At 45.1% G+C, this 15,698-nt stretch carries 14 protein-coding genes and 3 tRNA genes; 14 read left to right on the top strand and 3 right to left on the bottom strand.

All coding sequences use genetic code 11. The annotated features are described in order from the left end of the window. Positions 1-7 precede the first annotated feature (7 nt). From GY843_RS10935 to GY843_RS10910, 6 genes are all read left to right on the top strand, one after another. Positions 8-83: transfer RNA gene (locus tag GY843_RS10935), tRNA-Glu, on the top strand. 18 nt (positions 84-101) lie between these two features. Further along, positions 102-176 (top strand) — tRNA-Gly (locus GY843_RS10930). A gap of 26 nt (positions 177-202) precedes the next feature. Beyond that, positions 203-278: transfer RNA gene (locus GY843_RS10925), tRNA-Glu, on the top strand. 384 nt (positions 279-662) lie between these two features. Continuing rightward, positions 663-848, top strand: coding sequence for a hypothetical protein (locus tag GY843_RS10920; protein WP_297309458.1), 186 nt, complete (start codon positions 663-665; stop codon positions 846-848). Between the two features lie 7 nt (positions 849-855). Then, positions 856-2,022: a TonB-dependent receptor gene (locus tag GY843_RS10915; RefSeq protein WP_297309456.1), complete on the top strand. Its 1,167-nt coding sequence runs from the start codon at positions 856-858 to the stop codon at positions 2,020-2,022. A gap of 2 nt (positions 2,023-2,024) precedes the next feature. Further along, positions 2,025-4,877: an EAL domain-containing protein gene (locus GY843_RS10910; protein ID WP_297309453.1), complete on the top strand. Its 2,853-nt coding sequence runs from the start codon at positions 2,025-2,027 to the stop codon at positions 4,875-4,877. 23 nt (positions 4,878-4,900) lie between these two features. Here the strand turns inward: GY843_RS10910 and GY843_RS10905 are convergent, their stop codons facing one another. Beyond that, a complete protein-coding gene (locus tag GY843_RS10905; protein WP_297309451.1) occupies positions 4,901-5,296 on the bottom strand; it encodes a PA2817 family protein in 396 nt (131 codons plus the stop codon). A gap of 159 nt (positions 5,297-5,455) precedes the next feature. On the opposite strand from GY843_RS10905, the gene GY843_RS10900 reads away from it, so the two are divergent. The 6 genes from GY843_RS10900 to GY843_RS10875 all read left to right on the top strand — a co-directional run bounded on the left by GY843_RS10900 (position 5,456) and on the right by GY843_RS10875 (position 11,335). Further along, entirely contained in the window at positions 5,456-6,388 is a 933-nt protein-coding gene (locus GY843_RS10900) for an ABC transporter ATP-binding protein (RefSeq protein ID WP_297309449.1), read from the top strand. Continuing rightward, positions 6,385-7,158: an ABC transporter permease gene (locus GY843_RS10895; protein WP_297309447.1), complete on the top strand. Its 774-nt coding sequence runs from the start codon at positions 6,385-6,387 to the stop codon at positions 7,156-7,158. Before GY843_RS10900 ends, GY843_RS10895 begins: the two co-directional genes overlap by 4 nt. Further along, the gene (gene queF / locus GY843_RS10890) at positions 7,158-7,982 is read left to right on the top strand and encodes an NADPH-dependent 7-cyano-7-deazaguanine reductase QueF (RefSeq protein ID WP_297309445.1); all 825 of its coding nucleotides are present in this window, start codon (positions 7,158-7,160) and stop codon (positions 7,980-7,982) included. The genes GY843_RS10895 and queF overlap by 1 nt, the downstream gene beginning before the upstream one ends. 11 nt (positions 7,983-7,993) lie before the next feature. Then, the gene (locus tag GY843_RS10885) at positions 7,994-8,554 is read left to right on the top strand and encodes a nitroreductase (protein ID WP_297309444.1); all 561 of its coding nucleotides are present in this window, start codon (positions 7,994-7,996) and stop codon (positions 8,552-8,554) included. 2 nt (positions 8,555-8,556) lie between these two features. After that, a complete protein-coding gene (locus GY843_RS10880; RefSeq protein WP_297309443.1) occupies positions 8,557-9,018 on the top strand; it encodes a YiiD C-terminal domain-containing protein in 462 nt (153 codons plus the stop codon). Between the two features lie 106 nt (positions 9,019-9,124). Then, entirely contained in the window at positions 9,125-11,335 is a 2,211-nt protein-coding gene (locus GY843_RS10875) for a heavy metal translocating P-type ATPase (protein ID WP_297309442.1), read from the top strand. Here the strand turns inward: GY843_RS10875 and GY843_RS10870 are convergent, their stop codons facing one another. Beyond that, on the bottom strand, positions 11,336-11,908 hold the full coding sequence (locus GY843_RS10870; protein ID WP_297309440.1) for a peptidylprolyl isomerase: 573 nt from the start codon (positions 11,906-11,908) through the stop codon (positions 11,336-11,338). 390 nt (positions 11,909-12,298) lie between these two features. Here GY843_RS10870 and GY843_RS10865 point away from each other — a divergent pair, with 390 nt between their 5' ends. Beyond that, positions 12,299-13,531 (top strand): argininosuccinate synthase, encoded by a 1,233-nt coding sequence (locus GY843_RS10865; protein ID WP_367183833.1) that lies wholly within the window; start codon positions 12,299-12,301, stop codon positions 13,529-13,531. 130 nt (positions 13,532-13,661) lie between these two features. Continuing rightward, positions 13,662-15,266 (top strand): hypothetical protein, encoded by a 1,605-nt coding sequence (locus GY843_RS10860; RefSeq protein WP_297309436.1) that lies wholly within the window; start codon positions 13,662-13,664, stop codon positions 15,264-15,266. A 7-nt stretch (positions 15,267-15,273) separates the two neighbouring features. Here GY843_RS10860 and GY843_RS10855 read toward each other — a convergent pair whose 3' ends face one another. Continuing rightward, positions 15,274-15,633: a hypothetical protein gene (locus GY843_RS10855; RefSeq protein ID WP_297309434.1), complete on the bottom strand. Its 360-nt coding sequence runs from the start codon at positions 15,631-15,633 to the stop codon at positions 15,274-15,276. Positions 15,634-15,698: the final 65 nt, after the last annotated feature.

Raw genomic sequence — 15,698 nt, 5'->3', positions numbered from 1 at the left:
TTGTTGCGTCCCATTCGTCTAGTGGTCTAGGACACCGCCCTTTCACGGCGGTAACAGGGGTTCGAACCCCCTATGGGACGCCATTCTCTTAAAGGAAGTATGCGGGAATAGCTCAGTGGTAGAGCACAACCTTGCCAAGGTTGGGGTCGCGAGTTCGAACCTCGTTTCCCGCTCCAACTCTTCGGAGTTTACAATTTGTTGCGTCCCATTCGTCTAGTGGTCTAGGACACCGCCCTTTCACGGCGGTAACAGGGGTTCGAACCCCCTATGGGACGCCATTCTCTTCCTATCTATTAGTATCCCCTTAATAAAAAGCCTTAAATTTCAACATTTGTGTGTTGTTTTGGTCTAGAATGAGACCTGATCTACTTGAGGTGTTGTCGCTCAGAACATACTCAATATTTAATTCACAGGATGTGGTTAGCATAGATTGTATGATCAGAATTCTGGTTTGCCTGTTACTTTTGTTGCTGTTGCCTAGGGTCGGAACCGCTGAGGTTATTGTGCACCCTAAGAGCACTGTAAGCAGTGTTCAGCACCAATATCTTGTTTCTATCTTCACCATGCGTACTCGTACTTGGCCTGATGGTACGCCGATAAGAGTTTTCACTTTTCCTCATAATCATTCCACACATCACTTTTTTGTGAAAAAGGAGCTGAAGATGTTTCCGTATCAATTGCGGAATGTATGGGATCGTTTGGTTTTTTCTGGGGCAGGGCAATCTCCCCATGTAGTTAACACCCTTGAAGAGATGTATGAACAAGTAAGCAGTACGCCAGGGGCTATAGGATATACAACGCAGGATGTTAAAGGAGGGCGAAATGTTGAGCTGCTTGAGATCAAATAGAGTAGCTATGCTGTTGCTTTCTATTGTTACAGGGAACTGTACAGCTGACGGTTCAGTTAAAAATTGGGAGTTTAATGGTTTTATCACCCAAGGCTATTTTGATTCGGACCATAATAACTTTAACGGCAAGAGTAGTTCAGGCAGTACTGATTTTAGAGAGATTGCTGTTAACTCGGCCTGGAGAATAAGTGGAGAGGTTTTACTGGCTGGGCAGGTAATGTCCAGGCGAGCAGGTAAAGTAGATGATGGTGATCCCAGGATGGATTACCTATTGATAGACTACCGTTTTCATGAAACCGGAGATGGTTTTGCTGGCCTGAGAATAGGGCGTATCAAGAACCCCTTTGGCTTTTATAACACGACCCGTGATGTGGCTTTTACCCGTCCTTCGATAGTGCTTCCGCAATCTCTTTATTTTGATAAAGCGCGTGATCTCGAGCTTTCGGCTGATGGTGCCATGTTATACGGGCGCCACTTACTTAATGAGGGGTGGGTAGAATCAGGACTTATTATCGGCAAGCCGCATAAAGATGTCAGTGTTGAATATGCTTATCTTAATTATGATTGGCCGGGTGAGTTCGATGATAGTCGTGGGTTTTTATGGCGTTCTGAATATATTCATCAGGATTATAGTTTCAGAGCTGGTTTTACTTATGGCCAGTTTGAGCTGGATTTTGATGTAGATGGTACGCCCGCGTTAGGCGCGCCAGGGGATGGAACTGTTGAGATCGATATTGCTTCTTTCTCTTTGCAATATAACCTCGAACGATGGAGTATTACCGGTGAATATATGCAGCAATTTATCGAGTGGGGCTCGCTGGGTGGGATCTACGGGCTCGATCCAAAGAATACATCTGAGTCAGTTTATCTCCAGGCTGAATACCGATTTTCACCGTCCCTGAGTGCTTTTTTGCGCTATGACGTCCTCTATATTGATAAAGACGACAGAAACGGCAACAAGGCAGCAATGTTATTTGGCAGGCCAAACCATACACAATTTGCCAAAGACTGGACTCTGGGTATCGGATGGGAGCCGGACGAGCACTGGATGCTAAGAGCTGAATGGCACACGGTGCAGGGGACAGCTTGGTTGGCTGTTCAAGACAATCCTTCCGATGTTGAGAGGCAGGAAGAATGGAATATGTTTGCTCTGCAGGCAACGTATAGGTTTTAGTCATGGATGATTCGAGGCTGAGCGATAAGCCATTTTTTAGCTTGAGCTGGAAGATCTTTATCAATCTCGTTTTGGTTCTGGCTGTGTTGCATATGGGGTATAGCTACTATACCTATCAGAAGCAGAATGCTTGGGCTCAGAATCAAAGGGCTGCTGCAGTAGAGCGTGACCTTCTAGTACTTGAAGGGTTGGTGGCAAATTCCTACGACCGTTTGTTAGAAGTGGGGGAGCTGCTGCCTCTCATTACTTTCGCATCTGTTGATGGTGCTGTTGATTTAGAGCGTTTTAAAAGTGCCCATCAGAATTATCTACCTTCTATCCTTAATAATGGTTCTCTTGATGCTGTTTATCTTTTTGATTCGACTGGCGCTTTAGTCGATCAGCAGGGAGCCTCTATTTCATTCCCACTTGATTCGGTACTACAGGTGCTCGCTTATGAATCACCTGTTCGTCACCTTTACTGTGCTGAAATATGTCTGCGTTTTATTGCGCTGCCGGTTGCGTTATCTCCTGATCGAACAGGGGTCATAGTCGTTGGGCGTGAGATGAAAGACATCATTGTGGAGTTTAAGAGGCAAACAGGCCGGGATATTGGTTTAGCGTTAAAACCTAAGAACAGCCAGAGTTTTGCTAGGCAGTGGTCACTTAGACTTAAATATCTTACACACAAGCAGGAAAATACAGAGGTTCTAAATCAGCTTGTCAGGGAGCAAAGTATTAAAAACGAAGGTGGAGTTTATGAGCTGACTTCTGATAATCGGAATTATCAAGTTGTTCTCCATCCACCGGCAGGTGCAAATAGCCAGGGGGCTTATTGGGTTCTAATTGAAGATCGAACCGATAGCTACCGGGCATCCCGCAATGACTTAATACAACAGCTTCTTATCTCCGCCGTTGGTCTGTTTTTAGCTGCTTTTTTTCAACTGGCAATTCTGCGTTCACCTCTGCGCATCCTGTCAGAAATCTCTTCTCTGTTACCAATGTTGGCAGGTAGTTCATATGACCTGATAAGGGTTCGACTAAGTGCAATCAGGCGCAAGAATTTGTATTCAGATGAACTGGATTTGTTGAAGAGCAGTACTATGGAGCTTTCTGATCAGTTGGAGCGAATGGAGGCGTCTCTGTTAGAGAGGGCTCAGCATCTGACAGAAAGATCGGACCAGTTAGAGGCTGAAAGGGATTTTGTTACCAGTCTACTGGATACGGCGGAAACCATCATTCTGACGTTGGATGGAGATGGCCGGATTGTGACCCTGAACCGGTTTGGTCAAGAGCTTTTGGGTTTGCGTAGCCGTGATGTACACCTTCTGTCATTTGTTGATCTTGGCCATGAGCCTCAAAAGCTTGAACAGCATCAACAGCTGCTTGAACGGTTATTAGCTAAAGGAGAGCAGAAAGTACAGATCGAATCTGGCCTAAGAACTAATTCGGGGCAGATGTTACAGATCTCTTGGTTACACTCTGCTCTAAACATACCGGGTGCAGAAGCTAAGCTCCTGACAATAGGTATGGACTTTACCGAGAGGAAACATGCAGAGCGTCGCCTTCGATGGCTGGCAAATCACGATCCTTTAACCGCGTTACCAAACCGCTTGTTGTTTAATGAAAAGGTTGAGGCAGCAATTAAGGAAGCTGATACAAATGACGGTATGGTAGCGGTGTTGTTCTGTGATCTGGATTCTTTCAAGGATGTGAATGATTCTTTGGGTCATCCTGTGGGCGACGAGCTATTACAGCAGGCCGCGGAAAGAATTCAGAATGTGATCCGAAATGACGGAGTTCTCGCCCGTTTAGGTGGCGATGAGTTTACGGTATTACTGGAAGGACGCATTGATAGTAAAGAAATAGAGCTTGTAGCTCAGCATATTCTGCGTTCTTTTCGCCAGTCGTTTTTTATTGATGGGTATGAAATTTTCAGTACTGTCAGTGTAGGTATATCTCTCTATCCGGATCATGGACGTGATGTGATCTCATTGATACAGCACGCAGATGTGGCCATGTTTGAAGCTAAGGAGGGGGGCAAGAATCAGAGCCGACTGTATCATGATGAGCAAGGTAGTTTGCGCTATGAACGTTTCTCCTTAGTAAATGATCTTCGAAAGGCGCTTGAGAAAGATGAGTTTCGGATTTTCTACCAGCCGCAGATTGATGCTCGTACCGGCAGTGTCATGGGGGTTGAGGCGCTTCTCCGGTGGCAGCACTCTGAAGCGGGCATGATCTCCCCGGGTAAGTTTATCCCCCTCGCAGAAGAACAAGGGTTAATTGTCCCTATTGGTGAATGGGTCTTGGAACAGGCCTGTCGTGATGGTCGTCGTTGGCATGAGATGGGCATGGATTTCCGGATTGGTGTGAACATTGCGGGACAACAGATCATGCATGAGAGTTTACTGCCAAGCGTGGAGAGAGCAATTAATCGATCAGGTATTAATCCTAAGTTGTTGGATCTGGAGGTGACAGAAAACTTTCTGCTAAAACAGCCGGAGGCAACTATACCTAAACTGCATCAATTCAGAGAGATGGGCTTATCTCTTTCTATGGATGATTTTGGTACTGGCTTCTCTTCTCTAAGTTATCTTAAAAAACTACCGATCAATACATTGAAGATTGATCAGAGCTTTGTGAGAGATATCGGTGTAGATCCTGAAGGAGAGGCTATCGTTAAGGCTGTTATCGCTCTAGCACAGAGTCTTGGGTTAGAGGTCTTGGCAGAAGGAGTGGAAACAAGTGATCAATTATCTTATCTCCGCTCCCATAGTTGCCATATTATTCAGGGGTATTATTTTAGTCGCCCCTTACCGGCTGATGAACTGACAGACTTTGTTATGAATCAGGCTGTTGAAATCTGTTTTGAGTAAACTCAGGTTTGCTCACGAATCCTTTAGTTCTGACCAAAGATTCCTGCTCGTTTGTTGATGTAGTCAAACTCTTCGCCTTTTTCTTCAGCGGCATAACGCATCTCATCCAACTGCTGGAATTTATTGATCTCGTCGTCGGTCATATTGTGCAAATTATTACCGCCGAAATACCAGAGCAGATCACGGGCAATCAGGTGAGCCAGTTCAGGGTAGCGGCGGAAAGCTTTATCGATAAAGTCTTCTCCCTTTGTATGCACACCGGGAGCTGAGGTTTCAAATTCTTCGATCAGATTTTTGAACTCCTCGATAAAGTCCAGATCATCCTGTACCAACTCTTCAGATTTAAACGGTTCGCGGTTGATGAAGTTGTTATACGCAATTTTAAGAAAGTTCAAATGATGAGTTTGGTATGATGTCATGCTGCCCTCCGAAAATAAGAAGGCTATTTTATACCGTGGGTTTTAAACTCGATAGAGGATTATTTCACTCAGGCAACAGCTTGTTGCATTTCGTAAGAGTTGAAAAGCGGTATAAGCGTACCAACATGGTATCTATCTCGAATTCTGCAGGATTTGCAAATGGCATTAGCGCTATCGATTGAAAATCTTAATAAAGTCTACGGCAATGGTTTTGAGGCCCTGAAAGGGATCACTCTTCAAGTGAATGAGGGGGATTTCTTCGCCCTGCTGGGGCCAAATGGTGCTGGTAAATCCACTACGCTGGGTATTGTTTCCTCTTTGGTTAATAAAACTTCAGGCAAAGTCGAAATTTTTGGTACTGATCTGGATAAAGACCTGTCTAAAGCCAAACTCAGTTTGGGTGTAGTGCCGCAGGAGTTTAACTTCAATATGTTCGAGAATGTTAAAGATATTCTCGTAACACAGGCCGGCTACTACGGTATACCTGCGACCAAGGCTTCAGAACGGGCGGATTACTATCTGAAAAAGTTAGGGCTATGGGAGAAACGCAACGGTCCTTCCAGGATGCTTTCTGGGGGGATGAAACGTCGTCTGATGATTGCTCGCGCATTGATGCACGAGCCAAAACTTCTGATTCTCGATGAGCCTACAGCGGGCGTTGATATCGAGCTACGCCGATCTATGTGGGATTTTCTGCGTGAAATTAATGCCGCAGGTACAACAATTATTCTTACGACTCATTATCTGGAAGAGGCAGAAAGTCTCTGCCGCAATATAGCTATTATCGATCATGGCAGCATCGTGATAGATACCAGTATGCGAGAGCTTTTACAGCAGTTAAATACTGAAACCTTTGTGCTTGATCTTGAAGAGACGCTTGAGCAGGCTCCAGATCTTGATGGCTATGCTGTGAAACTGATCGGTGAGCACCAGTTAGAGATCGAAGTTGAGAAAGGGCAAGGCTTGAATAAGTTATTTAGTAAGTTGGCGCAGCAGGATATTCATGTGAGCAGTATGCGTAATAAATCCAATCGTCTGGAAGAGTTATTTGTGACGTTGGTGGATAAAAACCTGCAGCAGGAGAAGTCATGAAAATTCAGGATCTGTTAGTCGCTTTCTGGACGATAGTACGTCGCGAAATTCGACGTTTTATGCGTATTTGGGCACAGACCCTACTGCCTCCTGCCATTACTATGACTCTGTATTTCATCATCTTTGGCAACCTCATTGGTAGCAGGATTGGTGAGATGGGTGGTTTCGACTACATGGAATACATCGTGCCCGGTTTGATCATGATGTCGGTGATTACAAACTCTTACAGTAATGTGGTGTCCTCTTTTTACAGCACCAAGTTTCAGCGTCATATAGAGGAGTTGCTTGTCTCTCCCGTACCTAACTGGGTGATTCTGAGTGGATATGTGTTAGGTGGTGTTGCTCGCGGTTTGGCTGTTGGTTTTATCGTAACTCTGTTGTCGCTGTTCTTCACTGATCTTCAGGTTCAGAACCTGTTCGTTACAATTTCGGTGGTATTTTTGACCGCTGTATTATTTGCCATAGGTGGTTTCATCAATGCCATCTATGCAAACTCGTTTGACGATATCAGCATAATCCCAACCTTTGTACTGACGCCGCTGACTTATCTAGGTGGTGTCTTCTACTCGATCCAGCTATTGCCTGATTTCTGGCAGGGCGTTTCCCAACTAAATCCGATTCTGTATATGGTGAATACTTTCCGTTACGGCATTCTAGGCGTGAGTGATATCAATATTGGATTTGCGTTTACGATGATTTTGCTATTTATTGGTGGCCTATTTTTTTATGCACTGCATTTGCTGCAAAACGGCAAAGGAATTCGTAGCTGATGAACGACCAGGAAATTCTTAATAAATCACCTTTGGGGCAGGATACACAGTATGTAAATACTTATGATCCGTCTCTGCTGTACCCGATTGCCAGGGACCTTAACTGGAAAGAGCAGGGAGTAGAGCGTAAAGAGCTGCCCTTTCAAGGTGTAGATATCTGGAATGCCTATGAGATGTCATGGCTAAACCAGCGTGGCAAACCTGAAGTAAGACTCGCTGAATTCCGTATATATACTGACTCGGAAAATATTATCGAGTCAAAGTCATTTAAGTTATATCTTAACTCTCTTAATCTGAGCCGTTTTGACTCAGAAAAGGAAGTGAAAGAGCTTCTAATCAAAGATCTGAGTGCTGCGGCAAATGGTCGGGTCGATGTACGTATCTACCACCCTGATCAGGCTCCAGAATTTGGCCAATTTACAGGTTTCTGTATTGATAATCAGGACGTTGAAATTACTCAGTACACTCCTGCGCCTGAACTGCTGACAACCGGTGAAGATGATGTGGAAGAGGTGCTTTACAGCCATCTATTGAAATCAAACTGTCCGGTTACCGGTCAGCCGGATTGGGCTACATTGGGAATAAGTTATCAGGGTAAAGAGATTGATCGTGAAGGATTGCTTAAATACATCATCTCTTACCGTGAGCATGGCGACTTCCATGAGCAGTGTGTAGAAAATATCTTTATGCATATCTGGGAACGCTGCCAACCTGAGTCGTTGAACGTATATGCCCGTTATGTCCGCCGTGGTGGTTTGGATATCAATCCGTTCCGTAGCAGTGAAGTGGATGACATCGATAACCTACGCTTAAGCCGTCAGTAAGAGGATCCCAGATGGACGCTATTGAACTCCTGCACAACCGTGTTTCCTGTCCTGTTTTACAGGAACCTGGCCCGTCAGAAGAACAGTTGGAGAGTATCTTTACGGCTGCAGTTAGAGCGCCCGATCACGGTGCTATCCGCCCTTGGCGTTTCCTAACGGTACAGGGTGATAATCGCTCTCGTCTTGGAGAGCTTTATTTGCAAGCCGGTTTACAGGATAACCCGGAACTATCAGTTGAGCGGCAGGAAAAGTTTAAGAATATGCCACTCAGGGCCCCTGCTGTGATTGTGGTTATTGCTGCTGCTAAGGATCACCCTAAAGTGCCTGTAATAGAACAAGAAATCTCTGCTGGTTGTGCTGCTCATAATATTATTCTTGCTGCCCATGCACTTGGACTTGGAGCAATGTGGCGTACTGGTGATATGGCATATCATCCGGTTGTCCGGGAAGGTTTAGGTGTAGCTGAGAGTGAAAGTATCGTTGGTTATATCTATCTGGGAACAGCGACTAAACGGCGCAAGGTGCCATCCCATGACCTGTCCAGCTATGTTTCCGAATGGTCAGGAAGCTAAAAGTGAGCAAGGAAAAGGTTAGCCAGGAATTTCTGGAATGGTTGAGAGGGCAGATTCCCTTGATCAACCATATGGGTTTTACCCCGTTACAATGGGACGGTAAAACTTTGCAGATGGGCGCCGAGCTCGAGCCAAATGTTAACGATAAAGGTACTGGCTTTGGTGGTTCACTAGCGACCGTAGCTACGCTCTGTGGCTGGAGTATTATCACCCTATATCTGAGAGAGCAGGGAAGAGATGATGATGTGGTGATTCGCGACAGCCATCTTGAATATTTCCTGCCTGTGACTTCCGATTTTTCCGCTGTTACTTCACTGCCTGATGAGCCGACTTTGACTGTCTTTGATCAGAAAATGTCTGAGAAGGGGCGTGCCAGAATGGATCTGGTGATCGAGATTGAGCAGGACGGTAAAACAGCACTTCGCCTCAGTGGAAGTTATGTTGCGTTGGAAAAACGCCGCTAAACCTCTTTATTTAGCTTTCTTTATCTAAATTTATTGACCCTAAAGTTTACTTTAGGGTTTATTCTTTCATTATCTAATGTTCTAACAGTGATAGTGAATCTTTCCCATGCTTTATCGTTTATCCCTACAAGGCGTGAAATGTGCAGGTTGTGTCCGTTCTCTGGAGCGAGGATTGGATAGTTCTGATGTTGTTAATGATTTCTCTGTTAATTTTGCCGATAGAAGTCTGACGGTTGATTCTGAACAGCCAGTAGAGGCTGTTATCTCTGCTATTGAAGTCGCAGGATATGGAGCAACGGAGATCAGGGGTGAAGATGATCTTGAGCAGATAGAAAAGGCCGAGCATCAACATTATCAGAATACTCTGAACAAAAGCTTTGTTGCCCTGGCACTAGGAGCCTTGTTGATGGTGCAGGGTTGGTTGGGCTATATGCCAGATATTACGCAGACATCTGGTATTGCCAGTGGGGCAGGTACAGGATTGCTGACGTTATTGGTTATGATCTACTGTGCCGGACATATCTATCGGGGAGCATTGAGTTCCACTCGTAATCTCAATTTCAATATGGATACCCTAATAGCTTTAGGAACGGGGGCTGCGTGGGTTTATTCAACGGGATTGCTTATTGTTGCTTCTTTGGGAGTAGATCTTCCTGAGCCTGCCAGACATCTCTATTACGAAGCTTCAGTGATGATTGTTGGGTTTATTCTGTTGGGTCAGGCACTGGAAGCAAGAGCAAGAAAGAAAACCGGGGAAGCTGTTCGCAGTTTACTCAAGCTTCAGCCAGCTACAGCACTGCGCATCCGTAATGGTGTTGAGAAAGAAGTCTCAGTTTCACTGCTGGCACCGGGAGATCAAGTACGTGTTCGCCCCGGAGAGAGTATTCCTGTCGATGGTGTTGTGATAACCGGCGAAACCCATATCGATGAATCCATGCTTACCGGAGAATCTCTCCCAGTACATAAGATCGAGGGAGAAAGTGTTGTTGGTGGGACCCTGAATGGTTCAGGCAGTATCTTGATTCAGGTTGAGCAGATTGGTGCTCAGACAGTATTAGCGCAAATAATTGAAGCAGTTCGTGATGCACAGAACAGTAAACCTGAACTGGGCAAACTGGCGGATAAAATTGCGGCGGTATTTGTTCCTGTGGTCATTTTTATTGCATTGTTAACGGGTTTTATCTGGATATCAGCGGGGCCTGAACCAAGCGTCACCTATGCCGTTGTTACGATGATGACTGTACTTATTATCGCCTGTCCATGTGCTTTGGGCCTGGCTACACCCATGTCTGTAATGGTTGCTGTAGGCAAAGCTGCCAGTAACGGTATTTTGATTCGCAATGCGGATGCGTTGCAGCTGGCTCAATCCTTAACCACGGTAGTACTCGATAAAACGGGTACCGTTACTCAGGGTAAGCCTGTCGTAACCGATGTTAAATATTTCAGTGATGAGCCTTGGCTTCCTTCAGTCATTGCTGCTGTTGAGTCTCACTCTGAGCATCCTTTAGCCCAAGCTATAAAAGTGTTCTGTAATGGTGGAACTGAGAATCAGGCCATAACTGATTTTGAGAGTTTAGCTGGAGCCGGTATACGAGCTGGAACAGCTCAAGGTGAGATACTGGTCGGTAATGCTGCCCTGATGGAGTCGGAAGCTGTTTTATTAGCTGAATCTGATGATCTGGCGGTTAATTGGAGTGAGCAGGCTAAATCTCTGGCCTATGTTGCCCTCAATAAAAAATTGGTTGCGCTGTTTGCTATTGCTGATCCGGTAAAACAGGATTCGTCAGAGGCTATTGAGGAACTTCAGGATTCTGGTTTTAAGGTTGTTTTATTATCAGGCGATAACCAAAGAACTGCTGATGCAATAGCACGGCAAGTCGGCATTACGGACGTGATTGCCGAAGTTAAGCCAGACCAGAAACAGGATCATATCCGGCAGCTACAGCAGCGAGGTGAATGTGTTGCGATGGTAGGGGACGGTGTTAATGATGCTCCTGCCTTAGCGCAGGCGGATATAGGTTATGCGATTGGTGCAGGTTCAGATGTGGCAATTTCCAGCTCAGATGTAACTTTAATGTCTGGTTCACTGCGCGGAGTGTATAAGGCTATTCGTATGTCGAAAGCAACGGTAACTAATATCAAGCAGAACCTGTTTGGTGCCTTTATCTACAACGCGGTGGCGATTCCTGTAGCAGCAGGGGTGTTATTTCCTATATCGGGCCTGTTGCTGAATCCAGCCATCGCTGGAGCAGCAATGGCCATGTCATCAGTCACTGTTGTTAGCAACGCAAATAGACTGCGGATGCTGAAACTGTAATTAGCTTTTTGGAGTAACCCTACTCACCTTCTCGATAATGATCGGCTGTTTGGGTACATTCTGGTGACCGTTTTTTGCTGTCGTTGGTGTGCGGCTAATCTGCAATACCAGGTCTGCTCCCTCAAGTACTCGCCCAAAAACTGCATATCCAGGTCGGCTTCCTCTGGCATCAAGGTTGCGGTTATTAACTGTGTTGATAAAGAACTGAGTTGTTGCGCTATGTGGGTGTCTTGTTCGAGCCATAGCAATGGTGCCCACTAAGTTACTTAGGCCATTATTTGACTCGTTCTTAATAGGAGCCTGAGTGTCTTTCTGTTCCATGTTTTTAGTGAAACCGCCACCTTGGATCATAAAACCGGCGATAGTGCGGTGGAAAATAGTACCTTCATAGAAACCGCTGTCTACATAACTGAGGAAGTTCTTGACCGTTACAGGTGACTCTTCCTGAAATAGTTCCAGTTTTATTTCACCTAGGTTGGTGTGCATGATGACCTGAGGTCGACTCTCTTCTGCAAAAGCAGATGAAACCAATGCTGAAACCAGCAGTAATGTTGAGATTAACTTTTTAAACATAGCGGTATCGTCTTTATTAGATTGAGCATCAGATAGTACTCAAGTTTTACATGTTTTTTAACACTCATTTTCTACCCGTAAATTCCACTATCACCAGGCTAGACATCTTCACCATCCTGCCTTAATGCTTTCAGTTTGAGGCGTACTCTTAGTTTTTGTTTTTTTGTGGGGTCCAGTCATTACGCAAAGCGTTACCTTGATTACACATCAAATTGAAAGCCAGAGGTTAGCAAGGACTAATTTGTAGGTTCCTCAGGCGATATAAAAAATATCTACCCGATTTTTCGCCGAGGGACAGGTTTAAACCTAGTCCCTGATTCTGCTATAATCTCGCGCTTAATTTTGAATTCCTATTCGGTCAATCCTGACCGTTTGTTCGCAAGTTGGAGCTTGAGAATGTCCGAGATCAAAAAGGTCGTTCTGGCCTATTCCGGTGGGTTGGATACATCCGTTATCGTTCGCTGGTTGCAAGATGAATACAACGCAGAAGTTGTGACCTTTACTGCTGACTTAGGTCAAGGTGAAGAAGTAGAGCCTGCTCGCGCTAAAGCTGAAGCGTTGGGCGTAAAAGAGATCTACATTGAAGATCTGCGTGAAGAGTTTGTTCGTGATTTCGTATTCCCAATGTTCCGAGCAAACACTATCTATGAAGGCGAGTACCTGCTGGGTACATCTATTGCCCGTCCTCTTATTGCTAAGCGTCTGATTGAGATTGCTAACGAAACTGGTGCAGATGCTATTTCTCACGGTGCTACGGGTAAAGGTAATGATCAGGTTCGTTTTGAACTGGGTGCTTATGCGCTTAAGCCAGGCGTTCACGTAATCGCGCCGTGGCGTGAGTGGGATCTGACGTCCCGTGAAACGCTAATGAAGTACTGTGAAGACCATAATATTCCGGTTGATTTCTCCAGTAATAAGAAAAAGTCTCCTTACTCTATGGATGCCAACCTGCTTCATATCTCTTATGAAGGCGACATTCTGGAAGATCCATGGCAGGAAGCTGAAGAAGATATGTGGCGCTGGTCAGTTTCTCCAGAACAGGCTCCAGATGAAGCCACTTATCTGGAACTGACTTACGAGAAGGGTGACATCGTTGCAATCAACGGTGAAAAAATGAGCCCAGCTACTGTTCTTGAATACTTGAACAAAGTAGGTGGTGAAAACGGTATCGGTCGTCTGGATATTGTTGAAAACCGCTTTGTAGGCATGAAGTCCCGTGGTTGTTACGAAACACCGGGCGGCACTATTATGCTTAAAGCACATCGTGCAATTGAATCCATTACACTGGATCGCGAAGCTGCTCACCTGAAAGATGAACTGATGCCTCGCTATGCGAAAGTTATCTACAATGGCTTCTGGTGGTCTGAAGAGCGCAAGATGCTGCAGAAGATGATTGACGAATCTCAGCAGGTTGTTAATGGTGATGTACGTCTGAAACTGTACAAAGGTAATGTTGTAGTTGTTGGTCGTCGTTCTGACGATAGCCTGTTTGACGAGAACATCGCGACCTTTGAAGATGATGCTGGTTCTTACGATCAGAAAGACGCAGCAGGTTTCATTAAACTGAATGCTCTACGTATGCGTATTGCTGCAGGTAAAGGACGTAATCTGCTGGACGATTAATCCACAGTTTTTGCTAAAAAAACCCCATAGTGACCCTATGGGGTTTTTTATTGCCCTAAGCTTGGCCTAAACTTTGATAATGGCCTGATTTATATGCTACTTTTGCCGTTATCTTATTAGTGCAGTGTCTATGGAAATTAACTACGCAGGAAAGTCGGCTCTTATAGTAGATAGCCAGCTTGATGACCTTGGGGCGTTACGGCAAATCCTGAGTAGGTTAGGCGTGGGACAAGTTCAGGTTGCTTCGTCGGTTAATATGGCCCTGAGCCTGATGCGAGAGTTTACCTATGATCTCTGCTTTGCCGCTTATGATATGGGCAAAGGAGAAAAAAATGGGCTGCAATTACTGCAAGAAGCCAATATTGAGCACTCCTTTGGGTCCTCCAGTGCCTATTTTCTTGTTGTAGATCCGGAAACGTCAGAGCTATTGTTTGGTTCTTTAGAAAATTCGCCGGATACATACGTTTCCAAGCCATACGACTCCAACAAACTTCGCTTTCGTATAGAGAAGCAGCTTCGTATCAAGGAAACCATCAAGCCTATAGAGCAGCTATTGGATGATGAGGATTACGAAGAGGTTGTCGAAAAAAGTAAGCAGCTAGCTGATCATTATCCCGGGTTGAATATCTTCCTGCAGCGTATTCGAGGCATAGCACTTCTTCGCATGAGGCGTTATAGCCAGGCGCGTGATCTTTTTGTCAATCTGACTCAGCAGCGAGACTTGCCTTGGGCAGAGGTTGGCAAGGGCGTTTCCAATTTTAATCTTGGTGAATATGATGCGGCTCTGGCAAGCCTGAATCTCGTAGTCGATCAACAGCATGTATGTGTTGAAGCCTATGCCTGGTTATCCCGCGCTTATCGAGCAAAAGCAGAATTTGAGCGTGCAGTTACCTTGATGCGTAAGGCCGTGATGATTCAGCCCACAGTACCCCTACTACAAAGTGAGCTAGGTAATCTGGCTTGCCAAACAGAAGAATGGGATATTGCTAAAGATGCATTTCAGCGGGCGATTCGGTACGCCAGATATTCTGCTTTTCAGGATCCGGCGAATTATTTTGGTCTGGTCAGAGCTTTAATTCAGGCTAACAGCAATAAAGTCTCTCAAATTGAGCAAGAAGTTATAAGGGTGCTAGAAGATGTGGTTCTTGATCATCCTGAGGATCAGGAGGTTATGTTCAGGGCCAAATTGATCAACTGCGATCTGTATAGGCAAGGTAGCATGCAAGAGAGGCTGGAGCAGATGCTGCAGCAAACATGGAATTTCTTTTTGCGTATGGAGGAGGATATTCAGTGTAAGTGGTTGGACGTAATGCTTGAAGCCTCTAGCAATAGTGCAGTGGAAAGTGAGGTTATTCTCAAGCGGAAAGATCTCAGCCGGAAAATTGTAGATACTGACTGGGGAAAAGCGAATTACACTGCGATGACAAGCTTTCGAAACGGCGATTTGGATAAGGCTTTTCAGCTATTTGGTCGTGCCCATGAGCTTCTACCAAGTCATACAGGTATTGCGCTTAATCTGGTTCAGGCAGGTATTGAAAAAGCTAAGCGAGGAGAAAATGCTCTTTGGATTCTACTCTCCGTTCAAGATGTCCTATCAACGATTAGCTATGCTTCTCTTCCAATAAAACAACAAACACGCTTTTCTGCTTTATCACTAAGGTATAGCGAGCAGATTAAACTTCTGAAAAGTGAAGATTCTTCTGAAGGGGATGATCTTCTAAGCCAAGAGCTATAACACCAGCCTATAGCGTATCATCATCTTCTATAAGGAATGATGATGAGGTTTTGACCTCTACCTCTTCACCTGAACGGTTCATGTTTCGCGCCAGTTTACGACTTAGCAGCTTTTTCTGAGCTGCTGCAGGTAGATCGGTGAACATGATCAGATTTTTCCCCACCAACACATCTACCAAGTCTTCAAAAATACGTGATACGCCGGTATCTGATTGTTCCAGAAACTTTTCTGCGGAGAACTCTTCATCATTGATGGACAGAAATTCCAGAACTTCTCTGTTTTTGATATCAACCGCTTCAGCACCAGGTTTAGGGGTTTCTGATAGGCTGATAATGCGTCCTGCATCATTACGTATGGCGTATAACATATTGATTTGCTACATTGTTCCAGTTTGTATTAAGCCTGCACAGGCTAGGTTTATTCAAGTATGTC

Origin of the sequence: Neptuniibacter sp. (assembly GCF_024231755.1) — a bacterium.
In the GTDB taxonomy this organism is placed as follows: Bacteria; Pseudomonadota; Gammaproteobacteria; order Pseudomonadales; family Balneatricaceae; genus Neptuniibacter.
Note: the sequence above shows the minus strand (reverse complement) of the source record. Positions and strands in the feature narration are given on the sequence as shown.

Bases quoted from the DNA above. Each gene is read 5' to 3' on its own strand.
- GY843_RS10920 (WP_297309458.1), top strand. From the start codon at position 663: ATGTTTCCGTATCAATTGCGGAATGTATGGGATCGTTTGGTTTTTTCT.
- GY843_RS10915 (WP_297309456.1), top strand. From the start codon at position 856: ATGCTGTTGCTTTCTATTGTTACAGGGAACTGTACAGCTGACGGTTCA.
- GY843_RS10910 (WP_297309453.1), top strand. From the start codon at position 2,025: ATGGATGATTCGAGGCTGAGCGATAAGCCATTTTTTAGCTTGAGCTGG.
- GY843_RS10905 (WP_297309451.1), bottom strand. From the start codon at position 5,296: ATGACATCATACCAAACTCATCATTTGAACTTTCTTAAAATTGCGTAT.
- GY843_RS10900 (WP_297309449.1), top strand. From the start codon at position 5,456: ATGGCATTAGCGCTATCGATTGAAAATCTTAATAAAGTCTACGGCAAT.
- GY843_RS10895 (WP_297309447.1), top strand. From the start codon at position 6,385: ATGAAAATTCAGGATCTGTTAGTCGCTTTCTGGACGATAGTACGTCGC.
- queF (WP_297309445.1), top strand. From the start codon at position 7,158: ATGAACGACCAGGAAATTCTTAATAAATCACCTTTGGGGCAGGATACA.
- GY843_RS10885 (WP_297309444.1), top strand. From the start codon at position 7,994: ATGGACGCTATTGAACTCCTGCACAACCGTGTTTCCTGTCCTGTTTTA.
- GY843_RS10875 (WP_297309442.1), top strand. From the start codon at position 9,125: ATGCTTTATCGTTTATCCCTACAAGGCGTGAAATGTGCAGGTTGTGTC.
- GY843_RS10870 (WP_297309440.1), bottom strand. From the start codon at position 11,908: ATGTTTAAAAAGTTAATCTCAACATTACTGCTGGTTTCAGCATTGGTT.
- GY843_RS10860 (WP_297309436.1), top strand. From the start codon at position 13,662: ATGGAAATTAACTACGCAGGAAAGTCGGCTCTTATAGTAGATAGCCAG.
- GY843_RS10855 (WP_297309434.1), bottom strand. From the start codon at position 15,633: ATGTTATACGCCATACGTAATGATGCAGGACGCATTATCAGCCTATCA.